Raw genomic sequence first — 12,378 nt, 5'->3', positions numbered from 1 at the left:
CGGGGTGAAAGAATATGAACATTGTTTCAATCTGTCCAAGCAACACAGAGCTCGCTGTCTGCCTAGGTTTATCCGGTCAGCTCGTCGGGCTCGATAATTTTTCGGATTGGCCGCATGAGCTCAACAGCCTTCCCCGTCTTGGTCCTGACCTGTCTATACGCATGGATGATTTAGAACGCTGTGAACCTGACCTTGTCCTTGCTTCATTGAGCGTCCCGGGGATGGAGAGAAACATAGAGGAGCTTGAACGTAGAAACCTGCCCTATCTGGTTTTCAACCCGCAGTCCCTGGAGGATGTAAACGAAGATCTTCTTGTGCTTGGGGAGAAAACCGGACGGCTGGAAACGGCAAAAGAAAAAACCGCACTGCTCCGCACGGTCATTCAAAAGTTCAAGTCAAAGTCAGAGGAACTGCCAGTTAAGCCAAAGGTTTATTTTGAATGGTGGCCAAAGCCCATCTTTACACCCGGAGGCACAAATTGGCTCACAGAAATGAGCCTGCTAGCAGGAGCGGAAAATATCTTCAGCGCTGCAGACATCCCGAGCGTTCAAACAGACTGGGAAGATGTGCTAACAAGAAATCCCGATTATTTTTTTATGGTATGGGTCGGTGTAAAGGAATCTATAATGACCATCAGCGATGTGGTGAAACGGCCGGGATCATCCCGTCTTGCGGCACTTGAAAACGGAAGAATTCACCTGCTTCAGGAAGCTTTATTCTGCAGACCATCACCAAGGCTTTATGAAGGTTTGGCGATTCTGGCCGAAACCATTCATCCAGGTCATTTTAAAGAAGAAATCAGCATACTCCAAAACAAACCGGTGTTTGAATTATCCTAACCGGCAACAAAAAAAGCCAGCGGGGGTTCCGCTGGCTTTATTGTTCCTTAATAGCTGTTCTTCTGATTTGTATATTGCTGCCTGAAAGCCTGCAGAGATCCGCTCTCATTCAGCTCCGTTAACTCTTCTTCCGTAAAGCTGCCGTTTCCTTTTTTAACAATATAAACATCCAGTTCTTTTTTCCCCCAGTACTCATACACATCCGACACTGTGTCAAAGTACAGATCAAGCTCGTCTCCTTGTATGGCAGCACCTTTATCAGCCACAACTCCATAGCCGTAATCCGGAATAAAAAGAACCGTGCCGATTGGAAAAATAGTCAGATCTGCTGCAATGGTTGAAAACATATCCCGTTTCACCTTCACTCCTGAATAGGTAATGCCGTATTCTGGATGGCCCGGGTTTTTCCCTGTAGATTCATACCCTGCTGTATAGCCTGTTGCAGTCACTTTATGCTTCGGATACTTCTCCCAATTAATAGCCGTCTCTAGCTTAGTCCCCTTGTTGATTGCTTCAGCTGCTGAAGTTAAAGGTTTCATCGTATGCTCTGAAGGCATGAATTTGAACGATAATCCAAACACCCGGAACACACCGCGGTCATCCTTATATGTATATTCGTGGAGAAAATCCCTTGTCAGTTCCTTCGCTTTAACACCTGATACTGCCTCAAATGTAGCTGCCAATGCACCTGCAAACAGGAGAACCATTACAAGTCGTCTTGCCCACAATCCAATTGTTTTCATCTTTTTTTCTTCACTCCTCTCACTAAGCTATTAGTTCCCAACTGGAAGGAAAAGTATGCTTAAAGAAAGAAAATGAAATATATGTAACAATTAGAAAAACAAAAAAACCTCCAGACGAACCGGAAGCCTTAGAACATTTGATATCCTTTTTTTCTTAAAGCCTGTATGACGAATCCTGAACAAATCGCACCCGCCAGACCGCTCGCCAAAATGGTAATATCCGTTCCCTGCAGGGAAACAACCTTGCTCAGCAATTCCGGAAAAGCCTCACCAGGTGCCGTAAAATACGTAATCGCTGTAATTTCATCAATAATGAGGATACAGATCACAGGATAAATGATGGCCATAATCCAGGACATTCTAAGAAGCATGTTAAGCAGAAACCCAATACCAAAAAATAGCACAAAAAACAAAACGATGGAAATGATGAATACCGGCAGAATCATTAGGAAAGCACCTCCAATACACCAATTTCAGTGTACTGAAAGCGCATTACCTTCGTCAATATCCATTATTCTGTATTTTCTATATTTCAAGATTTTCGTCCTGTTCCATTGCAGCAGTCACAGGTTTCAGTACCGCCAAGCAATAACTGAAAATATCCTTTACCGGAACAGTACGGACACTCTCTTTTATCAGTTTTTAATGTGCTCATCTCTGTTCTCCCCCTTACGTTTATTGATAACTAAGATAACAGGTATCTTGTCAACAATAAAGTCAGATAAGATGACAAATGAGCTAATGAAAGCGAATACATCAGCTTTTCCCTCTGATTTGCTTTAATTTTCTTATTTTTTTGAAAATTATAAAAATAAGTGATACGCGGAGTATTGGAACTGCTCTCCGGGATCAAGTTTATCGATTAAATTTAATTTGGACAGCAGATTATGTTCCGTTAATGACGTTAAAAGCAGAGATGAATCCGAACTGGACTGCAGCTCTTCATGGGATATAAATGCAGCCTCAAAAAGTTCATTTTCCTGAACTCTGATCTCGCTATTCGAAGCCTTTAATTTAAAGATGATCATGTTATCGCTGACCTGCCCTTTTATTACACCGGAACGAATCCCTACCACTCCTTGCATTACGGCCCTAATTCCAGTTTCCTCATACACTTCCCGGACAATAGCCTGATCCACTGTCTCATATCCGTCGACAAACCCGGCGGGCAGGGACCATTTCCCTTTTAACCCTCCATACTTCTTTTTGACAACCAGCCACCGGCCCATTTCGTCTGTTACAATACCAGCTGCTGCAAGCCATACATTTCCCCTCTTATTTGTCATGCTGCCACTCCTTCTGCCACAGTTTGTCTCAGAATAATTATGGATGATCCGATAATAAAAGGCAAAAGCTTAGCGCTTTTGCCTCTCAGAACCCTATCTTATTAAAAAAACTTGAATTTCCCTTTTTTCATCACCATACCAGGCCCTCCGACCATAAACAAAGCACGGTTATCAATCATTTTTTTCATAAAGGATGCTTTCGTTCCAACAAGTTTTTTGCCGAAAACTGTTCCAACTGCGTCATCTTCACCAAGGGAAGCGACAGTACCTTTAATGTCCGGCTTGAAGCCTTCCATCTCACCTTGCCCTTTAATAAGGACAGAGAGGTTTTTCGCACATGTTTCACCTTGCTGCATCGCAATTTGAGCAGTCGGCGGATATGGACGGTTGATTTCCTCATTAATGATCAATGAACAGTCACCGATGATAAAGACATCGTTATGGCCCGGCGCACGAAGATCAGGATTTACTTTTACGCGTCCGCGCATGTTTTCAAATCCAGCTTCCTCTACTACGCTGTTACCGCGGACGCCCGCTGCCCATACTACAGTACCAGCTTTGATTTCTTCCATATGGTCGTCTTTTGCAACAACAATTCCATCTTCTGTACACTCTTTAATCGCTGTGCCGATTTTAAATTCCACACCTTTTCGTTCCAGGTGGCTGACTGCATATTCAACAAGCTCAGGATCAAATCCAGGAAGAGCTGTCGGAGCAGCCTCCACACAAATGATGCGAACCTTCTTAGGATCAATATCGTACTCGCTGCAAAGCTTAGGCACACGATTAGAAAGCTCTCCAAGGAACTCTATGCCAGTGAAACCTGCTCCGCCTACCACAATCGTCAAGCGGTCATCCTGTTTCACTTCTTCCGAGTGGTACGTTGCGAACTGAAGCTCAATGTGCTCGCGAAGCTGACGCGCAGCATTAATGTTCGTAATGCCGAATGCATATTCCTTAAGACCTTGAATTCCAAAGGTTTCAGGCTGAGATCCAAGAGACACTACAAGGTAATCATACTCAAGCTCGCCTTTTTCAAGCACAATCTTTTTAGCCTCAGGATTGATGGAAGTAACCGTATCCTGGACAAAATCAACGCGGCTGCTGATTACATCTTTAATCTGGTAACGGCACTTATCATGATGAAGCGTTCCAGCTGAAGCTTCATGGAGCCAGGTCGTTTCATAATGATAATCATTTTTATTCACAAGCGTAATATCTGCATCGTTCACGCCTACTAACTTCTGAAGACGGGTAACCGTAATTAAACCGCCATAACCTGCACCTAAAACCACTACTTTTGGTTTTCTCAAGACGAATCACATCACCTTTGCTAAGTTTGTTGGAAAAGAACATAAAATAATACCTAACTGTATCTTCCGCTCTTTTCGTCATTTTATTTTGATTTTTGCCAAAAACTTTGTGAAGTACTTCACTATCTACTGCATGAATAACCGCTGCTTTTTACAAATGATTCACAAAAAATTAATATATATGCCTATAATCAATACTAATGCTTTGTGAATTGTTTTTCAAGTTATAATTAGCCTAAAACCACTGTTGCGAAAATTCGGAAAATAATGTAGGATACTATCTAAAATTGTTGAATACACTCCGGGAAATACCGCCGCCGCTCACCGGCACTTTCCGCCCCAGTCATGACGGGTGTCATCTCACCCGCTCCTCTAGGCAGAAGTCCGCAGTGATCAACAAGCGTTACGAACACTTGAAGGGAAAAATTACCGTTTTATTTATCAAGATGAGCAAATAGAAAAATTATGGTATCATGTAAGTAAGAATAGTTATCAATTAGGGGGTTGCATTGTGAAAGAAGATTCAAAGGTTTATGACATTACCATCATTGGCGGAGGACCCGTCGGCTTATTTACCGCCTTTTACGGAGGCATGAGACAAGCGAGCGTTAAAATAATTGAAAGCCTCCCTCAGCTTGGCGGACAGCTGTCTGCCCTATACCCTGAGAAATACATATATGATGTAGCCGGCTTTCCAAAAGTCCGTGCGCAGGAATTGATCAACAACTTAAAAGAGCAAATGGCCATGTTCAATCCTGCTATTGCCCTGGACCAGGCAGTCGAAGAAGTGGAGAAGCAAGCTGACGGAGTATTCAAGCTCACAACAAACTCCGAAATCCACTACACCAAAACCATTATTATCACAGCTGGAAACGGAGCCTTCCAGCCCCGCCGGCTTGAACTGGAAAATGCGAACCAATATGAGGGCAAAAACATGCACTACTTTGTCGACGATCTCAACTCCTTCGCAGGAAAACGTGTCATGATCTGCGGTGGAGGAGACTCCGCACTGGATTGGGCGCTCATGCTTGAACCTATCGCTGAAAAAGTTACACTCGTCCACCGGCGCGACAAGTTCCGCGCCCATGAACACAGCGTAGAGCTTCTTCATAATTCCAAAGTGGACGTCATGACACCATTCGTACCTGAAGAAATCATCGGTGAAGACCGCATCGAGCAAGTCGTTCTTCAAGAAGTCAAAGGAGAGCGCAAAGAAGTCATTGATATTGATGACCTCATCGTAAACTTCGGATTCGTCTCCTCCCTTGGCCCAATCAAAAACTGGGATCTGAACATCGAAAAAAATAACATCCTGGTCAATTCCAAGATGGAAACGAATATCGAAGGCATCTACGCAGCTGGCGATATCTGCACATACGAAGGAAAAGTAAAGCTGATTGCCAGCGGATTCGGCGAAGCGCCAACCGCAGTAAACAACGCAAAAACATACATGGATCCAAAAGCACGCGTTCAGCCGCTTCACAGCACAAGTTTGTTTGAAAATAAATAAGCCATAATGAGGCCAGTCTCCCCGGGGTTTTGATAGTGGGGGACTGGTTTTTTTTGTTGAGTTTTTTTGTGGGTTGTCTGACGTTTTGTCTGACATGAGGCTGGGTTTGGGGGTTGTCTGACATTCTTGTCTGACATCGCACCAGATTTGCGTATTGTCTGACATCCTTGTCTGACATCGCACCAGATTTGCGTATTGTCTGACATCCTTGTCTGACATCGCACTGGGTTTGCGTATTGTCTGACATCCTTGTCTGACATGACGCTGATTTTGGACATTGTCTGACATCCTTGTCTGACATGACGCTGATTTTGATCATTGTCTGACATTCTTGTCTGACATCGCACCAGGTTTGCGTATTGTCTGACATCCTTGTCTGACATCGCACTCGGTTTGGCCATTGTCTGACATTCTTGTCTGACATGACGCTGATTTTGGCCATTGTCTGACATTCTTGTCTGACATCGCACCAGGTTTGCGTATTGTCTGACATTCTTGTCTGACATCGCACCAGGTTTGCGTATTGTCTGACATTCTTGTCTGACATCGCACCAGGTTTGCGTATTGTCTGACATTCTTGTCTGACATCGCACCAGGTTTGCGTATTGTCTGACATCCTTGTCTGACATGACGCTGATTTTGATCATTGTCTGACATTCTTGTCTGACATCGCACTGGGTTGGGCCATCGTCTGACATCCTTGTCTGACATGACGCTGATTTTGGCCATCGTCTGACATCCTTGTCTGACATGACGCTGATTTTGGGCATTGTCTGACATTCTTGTCTGACATGACGCTGATTTTGGCCATTGTCTGACATTCTTGCCTGACAACGCACTGATTTTGGCCATCGTCTGACAAAAGCGTACTTTTTTATCATGAAACGTAAAGGAATTTGTCTTCCTTTGCCGAATTAAATTAGATAGTAAAATAGAAAGGTGGAATGCTATGCAGAGCCCCAGAAACTGGAGATCTGGTTCTGGCGGGATCTATCACATTACTTCAAGAGCTATAAGAAAGTGGGCACTTTTTGAAGATTATCGTGATAAAGACCGATACCTTGAAATCCTCTCGGAGACACAGGATAAGTATCCATTTAAGCTACATGCCTTCTGTTTGATGAAAAACCACGTTCATCTCCTCATTGAAGTAACCGAATACCAGCCGAGCATTATTATGAAACACTTGAATTTCCGCTATGCCCGCTATTTCAACTTCAGACACAGCTACAAGGGCCACTTGTTTGAAGGCAGGTTCTATGCAGACCCCATTCCTACTATCTCCAAATTTCTAAACACTTCCCGTTATATTCATCTCAACCCCTACAAAGCTTCGGCTGTGCAGCAGGCTGAAAGCTACCGGTGGAGCAGCTATTATTATTTTGTGAAACAGGTGGACTGCTCTATTTTGGATAAAGCGAAAACGCTGAGTCATTTTCCAGCACCGTCACAGGAAAATTATAAATTTTTTGTGGAGGAATTAAAGTGGCAGGATACAGAAGCAGCTGAGTAAGAAGGCAGATGAGATTAAAAAGGCTGGCCCGATGGGCCAGCCTTTTGCAATAAATTCTTAGCACTCTTCCGGTGTTCCCTTATTCGTTGCGGTCACAAATGATGATCCGCAGCCGCAGGAAGCAATGGCGTTCGGATTGTCGATGGTAAATCCGCCGCCCATTAAGGATTGTTTGAAATCTATAATGGTGCCTTTCAGAGCTGGTGCGCTGTCTTTATCAATCAGGACGGGGATGCCGAAGAATTCAAGTTCAACGTCGCCTTCTTGTTTTTCATGGTCAAATCCCATGCCGTAGGAGAGCCCGCTGCAGCCTCCGCCTTTGATGCCGACGCGCAGGAAGGCATTTTCTTCTTCGTGTTCCTTCATCATGTCTTTTATTTGAAAGGATGCGGCTTCTGTTATGCTGATAATTTCAGCCATGTCATCACTCCTCTTTAATTATGGCTTTGTAATAAGTATACATCTTGACTTCTTTTGACTCAAATTTTCAGGTTCAGCGGATATGATAGATGCCTTCTGCGATGGTTTCAGCAGGGCCGGTCATTCGTACGTTTCCCTGCTCTGTCCAATTGATGGTCAAATCTCCTCCGGCAAGATGAACGGTTATATCTGTTCCTTTGGGGGATTTGCCATTTAGGATCGATGCGACTGCTGCGGCACATGCGCCCGTACCGCATGCCTGTGTAATGCCCGAGCCTCTTTCCCATACACGGAAATTCAATTCGGTGCTGTTAACCATTTCTACGAATTCGACATTGATGCCGTCCTGAAAACGGGGGTCTTTTTCGACAACCGGTCCCAGTTCAGTCAAGGGAGCACTTTCAATGTCCTCTATATAGAAAATAATATGCGGGTTTCCCATCGATAGTGCAGTGACCGTGTAGGATTTTCCTTGAAATTGCATGACCTCAGATATGGTTGTTTCCTCCTGGCTTCCTTCCATCGGTATGTCTTTCTTTAAAAGCCTTGGCTTGCCCATATCAATGGTGACCGCGGACACATTTCCTTTATTCGTATGAACCTCTGCCTGAACGAGCCCGGAGAGGGTTTCAATTTGGAAAACAGGCTCTGAAACCAAACGGTTTTCATACGCGTATTTGGCTACGCACCTAAGGCCGTTTCCACAGTTGAGTGCTTCTGAGCCATCATTATTGAAGATCCGCATTTTCACGGGTGCTGCCTCAGAGGGACAGATCAGGATCAGGCCGTCTGAGCCGATGCCTGTGAAGGGGTTCGCTACATGTCTGGCCAGCTCAGGGAGGTTCAAACCGGATAAGTTTTCCTTGAACAGGTTTATGTATATATAATTGTTGCCTAGTCCGTGCATTTTTGTAAAGTTTACGGTTTTCATCCCTTCGCCTCCAAAAAAATAATTTCTACTAGTATAAAGTTAGTTGAAAGAGTCCACAATAGAAATATCCCCCGTTTGAATAGAATGATAAAAACTCCTTGCGTTAGGTGCGGGAGTTTTTATTATTCTTTTTAGTTCTTTTGATATAGGTAATATGATACAATTGTCTCTATGAGAAAGGGTGAGAAAGTTGGATTTTCCTCATTTATATGACAAAAATACCACATGCACTTTATGCAGGGCCCACTTTACAACAAAAAAACTCCGCTCTTCCTTTATCTGCATTGATTATAGCGATTCTGATTTTTATTCCCATTATCGTTCCGAAACGAATAATCCTTTGCTCTATTATGTAACAGTATGCCCGGAATGCGGCTATTCTTTTTCAGAGGAGTTTTCAGACCAGATGTCCCCTTCCTCAAGAAGGCGGTTGACTGATCATGTTTCAAAGCGCTGGACAAAAAGAAATTTCAGTGTGCAGAGATCGATGGATATGGCTGTTTCCTCTTACAAGCTTGCTCTTTATTGTGCTGAACTGAAGCTAGAGAAGCACGCATCAAAGGCCGGTCTGAATCACCGTCTTGCCTGGCTTTACCGTTCAGCTGGCGATCATGAGCAGGAGCACCGGTTTTTAGATCAGTCCCTTAATGAATATATCCTATCTTATATGAACGAAGATTACGAAGGTTCCAAGCTTACTGATATGAGGATATTGTATTTAATCGGTGAGCTCAGCCGCAGAACAGGGAAGGAGAAACAGGCGATCCGGTATTTTTCCCGTATTATTGAACATCAGCATCGTTCTCCGGAAAAGGGAATCATCGAAATGGCGAAGGACCGGTGGCAGGAAATGAGGGCGGAAAAAGCGCTGTCTGCACAATAAGACATCTAGACCACTATACATAACGACAGCCTGACATTTAGTCAGGCTGTCGCGTTTATTAAAACATCGGATTTTCTTCCAGATGCTGATAGATATTGTCAACGAGCTCTTCCGGAGTTTCAGCCGACACCGCTTCTCCATTCACTAGGGCATACATGGATTCAAAGCATTTGCCGCAATATCCAAGACATCCGTATTCAACTATGTCGAGATTCGGGTCTTTTTCCAGCTTCTCAAGTGCCCGCTGTGATCCGCTGGCAAGATTGCTTATGCAAAACTCAATGATTGGTTTCATGGTCTCACCTCTCTAATTCCCTCTTATCCTACCCTGTTTGAACAAAAATCGTCAATGTTTCCGGTTTGGAGCCTTCCATTTGTAAGGAACACTTTGTTACAATTAACTTAACACATTTGTGCAATAAGGTTGTATAATTGATTGTTTTTACATACTAAACGGATATTTTTCCGCCTTATGTTGTGATTTTGCAGCAAATTCGATATACTTTTTAGTGGCATTTTGAAAAGGTTTTCTTTAATTTTATCAGTCTGGAATACTATTTTTTTATTCATTCCCATGGGGAGAAGGGGAAATCCGCATATGAAAAATCTAGTAATTCTTGGCGGCGGGTATGGTGGAATGAGAATTCTCCACAGGCTGCTTCCAAACAACCTTCCAAGCGATGTTCATATTACCCTGGTGGATAAAAATCCTTACCACTGCCTGAAGACAGAATATTATGCGCTTGCAGCTGGAACGATTTCGGATCACCATATTCGTGTAGACTTTCCGGAGCATGCGAATTTGACTGCTAAATATGGGGAAGTCACTTCCATTGACCGCAATCAAAAAGAGGTTGTCTTTGCTGATGGGGACCGGCTTGGCTATGATGACCTGGTTATTGGACTCGGGTGTGAAGATAAGTATCACGGGGTGCCCGGTGCCGAAGAGTATTCTTACAGCATTCAGACCATTGATCAGTCCCGCAGAACGTACAGTGCGGTTAACAACCTGCCCGCAGGTGCAATCGTTTCCATTGTGGGCGCCGGACTGAGCGGAGTGGAGCTGGCGAGTGAACTGCGCGAAAGCCGAAAGGATCTTAAAATTCAGCTGTTTGATCGCGGCAAAATGATTCTTTCCATGTTCCCTGAAAGACTGAGCCGTTATGTACAGGGGTGGTTTGAGGATCATGGGGTACAAATCGTAAATTGCGCCAACATCACGAAGGTTGAGCCCAACCTTTTATACAACCATGATGAAGCGTTTGCCAGTGATGTAATCGTTTGGACCGCAGGCATTCAGCCAAGTAAGATAGTCAGACAGATGGATGCAGAAAAGGATGCGCAGGGAAGAGTTATTCTTACACCACAGCATTATGTTCCCGATGATAAAAGTGTGTTTGTCGTAGGGGATTGCGCTTCGCTTCCTTATGCGCCAAGCGCACAGCTTGCGGAAGCGCAGGCGGAGCAAATTGTCCAGGTTCTTCAGAAACGCTGGAAAAATGAGCCGGAGCCAGAATCGTTTCCTCAATTTAAGCTGAAGGGCGTGCTCGGATCTCTAGGAAAAAAACACGGGTTTGGTCTTTTAAATGAGAAGCCGTTGATGGGCCGCGTGCCGCGCTTGCTTAAATCCGGTATTTTATGGATGTACAAGTTTCATAATGGATAACTTTTTTGACGGGGAATCTTCCCCGTTTTTTTGGTGCTTTCCTTGTAAAAAAACAAAAAAGCACTCTTGGCTGAGAGTACTTCCATTGTTCCATTATTGAATTTGCAGGAAGTACTCATTACACTGCACAGTTCCATTTATATTTCAAGATCGCCTTACTGACCGCTTTAGCTTTCAGCTGGTCGGAAGAACTAGAGCGGAAGAGTCCGTTTTGGTCCTCAACATAAACTTTATATATCTGTTTTCCTTTTGGGTCCAGTGCAAGGTGGATATCAATCGTACATTTGTGCTGTTCAATTTCGTATTCATAGGTGAATTGCCTGATTGCTGCCTGTCTGGATATGATTCCTGATTTGCTCATGCTTTAGCCTCCCTTCATAAGAAGACTATACCACAAGTTAGGGAATAATACTCATGCATTTTTCTATAATAAGGGATTTAAGGTGTATTTAGCACTCTTTGCGATGTATAAAGCAGGTCTTTTTTCACCCTGCCTTTTTAGGTAGCGGCAATTCCGAGCCTTTCGAGCTCCTCACAGATTTTTTTCAGGCGCGGGCTTCCTTCTCCCACTATCCTGCCTTGGATGACGACCAGGGGATAAAAATATTCATCATTGCGTATTTTTTCTGCGATTTCCTTTTGCTCCCCTTCAAGCTCCGGTCTGTCTATGTCGATATAGGTAACATCAATCTGCTGGTTGGGGTATTTTCTTGATAAAGCTGCTGAAAGCCATTCCTGAGTCTCCCGGGAAGATGGCATATTCACACAGCTTGGACATAAAACCTCTGCGCCATATACGTCAATATTCATGCCTGACCCTCCAATTTTCAAGCTGTTTTTCTTTATTGTATTCGATATCGGATCCTTTTGCATTTGTTTTTAATGCTGGCAAAAACACCGTATTTTTATCCTTGAAATTGTGATACAATAGGATAAAATATGGTTATTTTCAAGTCTTGGCATTAGATTTTACGGCTCGGCCGGAATATAATAGCAGCAGGAAGGAGACGATTGCTATGGAAGAGAATCAAAGAGAACAAGTACAGGAAGTACTAGATAAATTGCGTCCGTTTTTGCTTCGCGATGGCGGAGACTGTGAATTGGTGGACGTAGAGGATGGTATTGTTAAACTTCGTCTTTTAGGAGCTTGCGGAAGCTGCCCAAGTTCTACCATTACGCTGAAAGCCGGAATTGAGCGCGCATTGCTTGAAGAAGTTCCCGGTGTTGTGGAAGTAGAACAAGTATTTTAAGTATGACCCCCGGCCCTTTTGCCG

16 protein-coding genes are annotated in these 12,378 nt (G+C 43.8%); 6 read left to right on the top strand and 10 right to left on the bottom strand.

Annotation, left to right across the window (positions count from 1 at the left end):
* Positions 1–14 precede the first annotated feature (14 nt).
* Positions 15–839, top strand: a complete 825-nt coding sequence (locus tag ACQCVE_RS09745) for a cobalamin-binding protein (protein ID WP_426862613.1) — start codon at positions 15–17, stop codon at positions 837–839.
* A gap of 47 nt (positions 840–886) precedes the next feature.
* Here the strand turns inward: ACQCVE_RS09745 and ACQCVE_RS09740 are convergent, their stop codons facing one another.
* The 5 genes from ACQCVE_RS09740 to ACQCVE_RS09720 form a co-directional block, all read right to left on the bottom strand.
* Positions 887–1,582 (bottom strand): 3D domain-containing protein, encoded by a 696-nt coding sequence (locus ACQCVE_RS09740; protein ID WP_426862612.1) that lies wholly within the window; start codon positions 1,580–1,582, stop codon positions 887–889.
* 128 nt (positions 1,583–1,710) lie between these two features.
* The gene (locus ACQCVE_RS09735) at positions 1,711–2,028 is read right to left on the bottom strand and encodes a YuiB family protein (RefSeq protein ID WP_426842648.1); all 318 of its coding nucleotides are present in this window, start codon (positions 2,026–2,028) and stop codon (positions 1,711–1,713) included.
* Positions 2,029–2,114: 86 nt separating this feature from the next.
* Positions 2,115–2,237, bottom strand: coding sequence for a YuiA family protein (locus tag ACQCVE_RS09730; RefSeq protein ID WP_426842649.1), 123 nt, complete (start codon positions 2,235–2,237; stop codon positions 2,115–2,117).
* A 148-nt stretch (positions 2,238–2,385) separates the two neighbouring features.
* Entirely contained in the window at positions 2,386–2,868 is a 483-nt protein-coding gene (locus ACQCVE_RS09725; RefSeq protein ID WP_426842650.1) for an NUDIX domain-containing protein, read from the bottom strand.
* Positions 2,869–2,969: 101 nt separating this feature from the next.
* Positions 2,970–4,181, bottom strand: coding sequence for an NAD(P)/FAD-dependent oxidoreductase (locus tag ACQCVE_RS09720; RefSeq protein ID WP_426842651.1), 1,212 nt, complete (start codon positions 4,179–4,181; stop codon positions 2,970–2,972).
* Positions 4,182–4,692: 511 nt separating this feature from the next.
* Here ACQCVE_RS09720 and yumC point away from each other — a divergent pair.
* Both yumC and ACQCVE_RS09710 read left to right on the top strand, forming a co-directional pair.
* Entirely contained in the window at positions 4,693–5,691 is a 999-nt protein-coding gene (yumC, locus tag ACQCVE_RS09715) for a ferredoxin--NADP reductase 2 (protein WP_426862610.1), read from the top strand.
* 949 nt (positions 5,692–6,640) lie between these two features.
* Positions 6,641–7,204: a transposase gene (locus ACQCVE_RS09710; protein WP_426862608.1), complete on the top strand. Its 564-nt coding sequence runs from the start codon at positions 6,641–6,643 to the stop codon at positions 7,202–7,204.
* Between the two features lie 57 nt (positions 7,205–7,261).
* Here ACQCVE_RS09710 and ACQCVE_RS09705 read toward each other — a convergent pair whose 3' ends face one another.
* Positions 7,262–7,624 (bottom strand): HesB/IscA family protein, encoded by a 363-nt coding sequence (locus ACQCVE_RS09705; RefSeq protein ID WP_426842654.1) that lies wholly within the window; start codon positions 7,622–7,624, stop codon positions 7,262–7,264.
* A gap of 73 nt (positions 7,625–7,697) precedes the next feature.
* Positions 7,698–8,555 carry a diaminopimelate epimerase gene (gene dapF / locus ACQCVE_RS09700; RefSeq protein ID WP_426842655.1) on the bottom strand — a complete coding sequence of 286 codons (858 nt, stop codon included), beginning with the start codon at positions 8,553–8,555 and terminating at the stop codon, positions 7,698–7,700.
* 181 nt (positions 8,556–8,736) lie between these two features.
* Here dapF and ACQCVE_RS09695 point away from each other — a divergent pair, with 181 nt between their 5' ends.
* A complete protein-coding gene (locus ACQCVE_RS09695) occupies positions 8,737–9,438 on the top strand; it encodes a DUF2225 domain-containing protein (protein ID WP_426862607.1) in 702 nt (233 codons plus the stop codon).
* Positions 9,439–9,496: 58 nt separating this feature from the next.
* Here the strand turns inward: ACQCVE_RS09695 and ACQCVE_RS09690 are convergent, their stop codons facing one another.
* Complete coding sequence (locus ACQCVE_RS09690; protein WP_426842657.1) at positions 9,497–9,733, bottom strand: YuzB family protein; 237 nt, start codon at positions 9,731–9,733, stop codon at positions 9,497–9,499.
* A 303-nt stretch (positions 9,734–10,036) separates the two neighbouring features.
* Between ACQCVE_RS09690 and ACQCVE_RS09685 the strand changes: the two genes are divergently transcribed.
* On the top strand, positions 10,037–11,104 hold the full coding sequence (locus tag ACQCVE_RS09685) for an NAD(P)/FAD-dependent oxidoreductase (protein WP_426842658.1): 1,068 nt from the start codon (positions 10,037–10,039) through the stop codon (positions 11,102–11,104).
* A gap of 118 nt (positions 11,105–11,222) precedes the next feature.
* Here the strand turns inward: ACQCVE_RS09685 and ACQCVE_RS09680 are convergent, their stop codons facing one another.
* Positions 11,223–11,465 (bottom strand): hypothetical protein, encoded by a 243-nt coding sequence (locus tag ACQCVE_RS09680; RefSeq protein WP_426842659.1) that lies wholly within the window; start codon positions 11,463–11,465, stop codon positions 11,223–11,225.
* 137 nt (positions 11,466–11,602) lie between these two features.
* Positions 11,603–11,914 (bottom strand): YuzD family protein, encoded by a 312-nt coding sequence (locus ACQCVE_RS09675; RefSeq protein WP_426842660.1) that lies wholly within the window; start codon positions 11,912–11,914, stop codon positions 11,603–11,605.
* Positions 11,915–12,120: 206 nt separating this feature from the next.
* Between ACQCVE_RS09675 and ACQCVE_RS09670 the strand changes: the two genes are divergently transcribed.
* Positions 12,121–12,354: a NifU family protein gene (locus ACQCVE_RS09670; RefSeq protein WP_123919089.1), complete on the top strand. Its 234-nt coding sequence runs from the start codon at positions 12,121–12,123 to the stop codon at positions 12,352–12,354.
* Positions 12,355–12,378 lie beyond the last annotated feature (24 nt).

This window comes from Metabacillus sp. 113a (assembly GCF_050107635.1).
Classification (GTDB): domain Bacteria; phylum Bacillota; class Bacilli; order Bacillales; family Bacillaceae; genus Metabacillus_B.
This window is presented reverse-complemented; position numbering and strand designations above follow the sequence as displayed.

Coding starts and splice junctions, on each gene's coding strand:
- ACQCVE_RS09690 (WP_426842657.1), bottom strand. CDS start 9,733: ATGAAACCAATCATTGAGTTTTGCATAAGCAATCTTGCCAGCGGATCA.
- ACQCVE_RS09680 (WP_426842659.1), bottom strand. CDS start 11,465: ATGAGCAAATCAGGAATCATATCCAGACAGGCAGCAATCAGGCAATTC.
- ACQCVE_RS09730 (WP_426842649.1), bottom strand. CDS start 2,237: ATGAGCACATTAAAAACTGATAAAAGAGAGTGTCCGTACTGTTCCGGT.
- ACQCVE_RS09685 (WP_426842658.1), top strand. CDS start 10,037: ATGAAAAATCTAGTAATTCTTGGCGGCGGGTATGGTGGAATGAGAATT.
- ACQCVE_RS09675 (WP_426842660.1), bottom strand. CDS start 11,914: ATGAATATTGACGTATATGGCGCAGAGGTTTTATGTCCAAGCTGTGTG.
- dapF (WP_426842655.1), bottom strand. CDS start 8,555: ATGAAAACCGTAAACTTTACAAAAATGCACGGACTAGGCAACAATTAT.
- ACQCVE_RS09740 (WP_426862612.1), bottom strand. CDS start 1,582: ATGAAAACAATTGGATTGTGGGCAAGACGACTTGTAATGGTTCTCCTG.
- ACQCVE_RS09710 (WP_426862608.1), top strand. CDS start 6,641: ATGCAGAGCCCCAGAAACTGGAGATCTGGTTCTGGCGGGATCTATCAC.
- ACQCVE_RS09725 (WP_426842650.1), bottom strand. CDS start 2,868: ATGACAAATAAGAGGGGAAATGTATGGCTTGCAGCAGCTGGTATTGTA.
- ACQCVE_RS09670 (WP_123919089.1), top strand. CDS start 12,121: ATGGAAGAGAATCAAAGAGAACAAGTACAGGAAGTACTAGATAAATTG.
- ACQCVE_RS09745 (WP_426862613.1), top strand. CDS start 15: ATGAACATTGTTTCAATCTGTCCAAGCAACACAGAGCTCGCTGTCTGC.
- ACQCVE_RS09735 (WP_426842648.1), bottom strand. CDS start 2,028: ATGATTCTGCCGGTATTCATCATTTCCATCGTTTTGTTTTTTGTGCTA.
- ACQCVE_RS09705 (WP_426842654.1), bottom strand. CDS start 7,624: ATGGCTGAAATTATCAGCATAACAGAAGCCGCATCCTTTCAAATAAAA.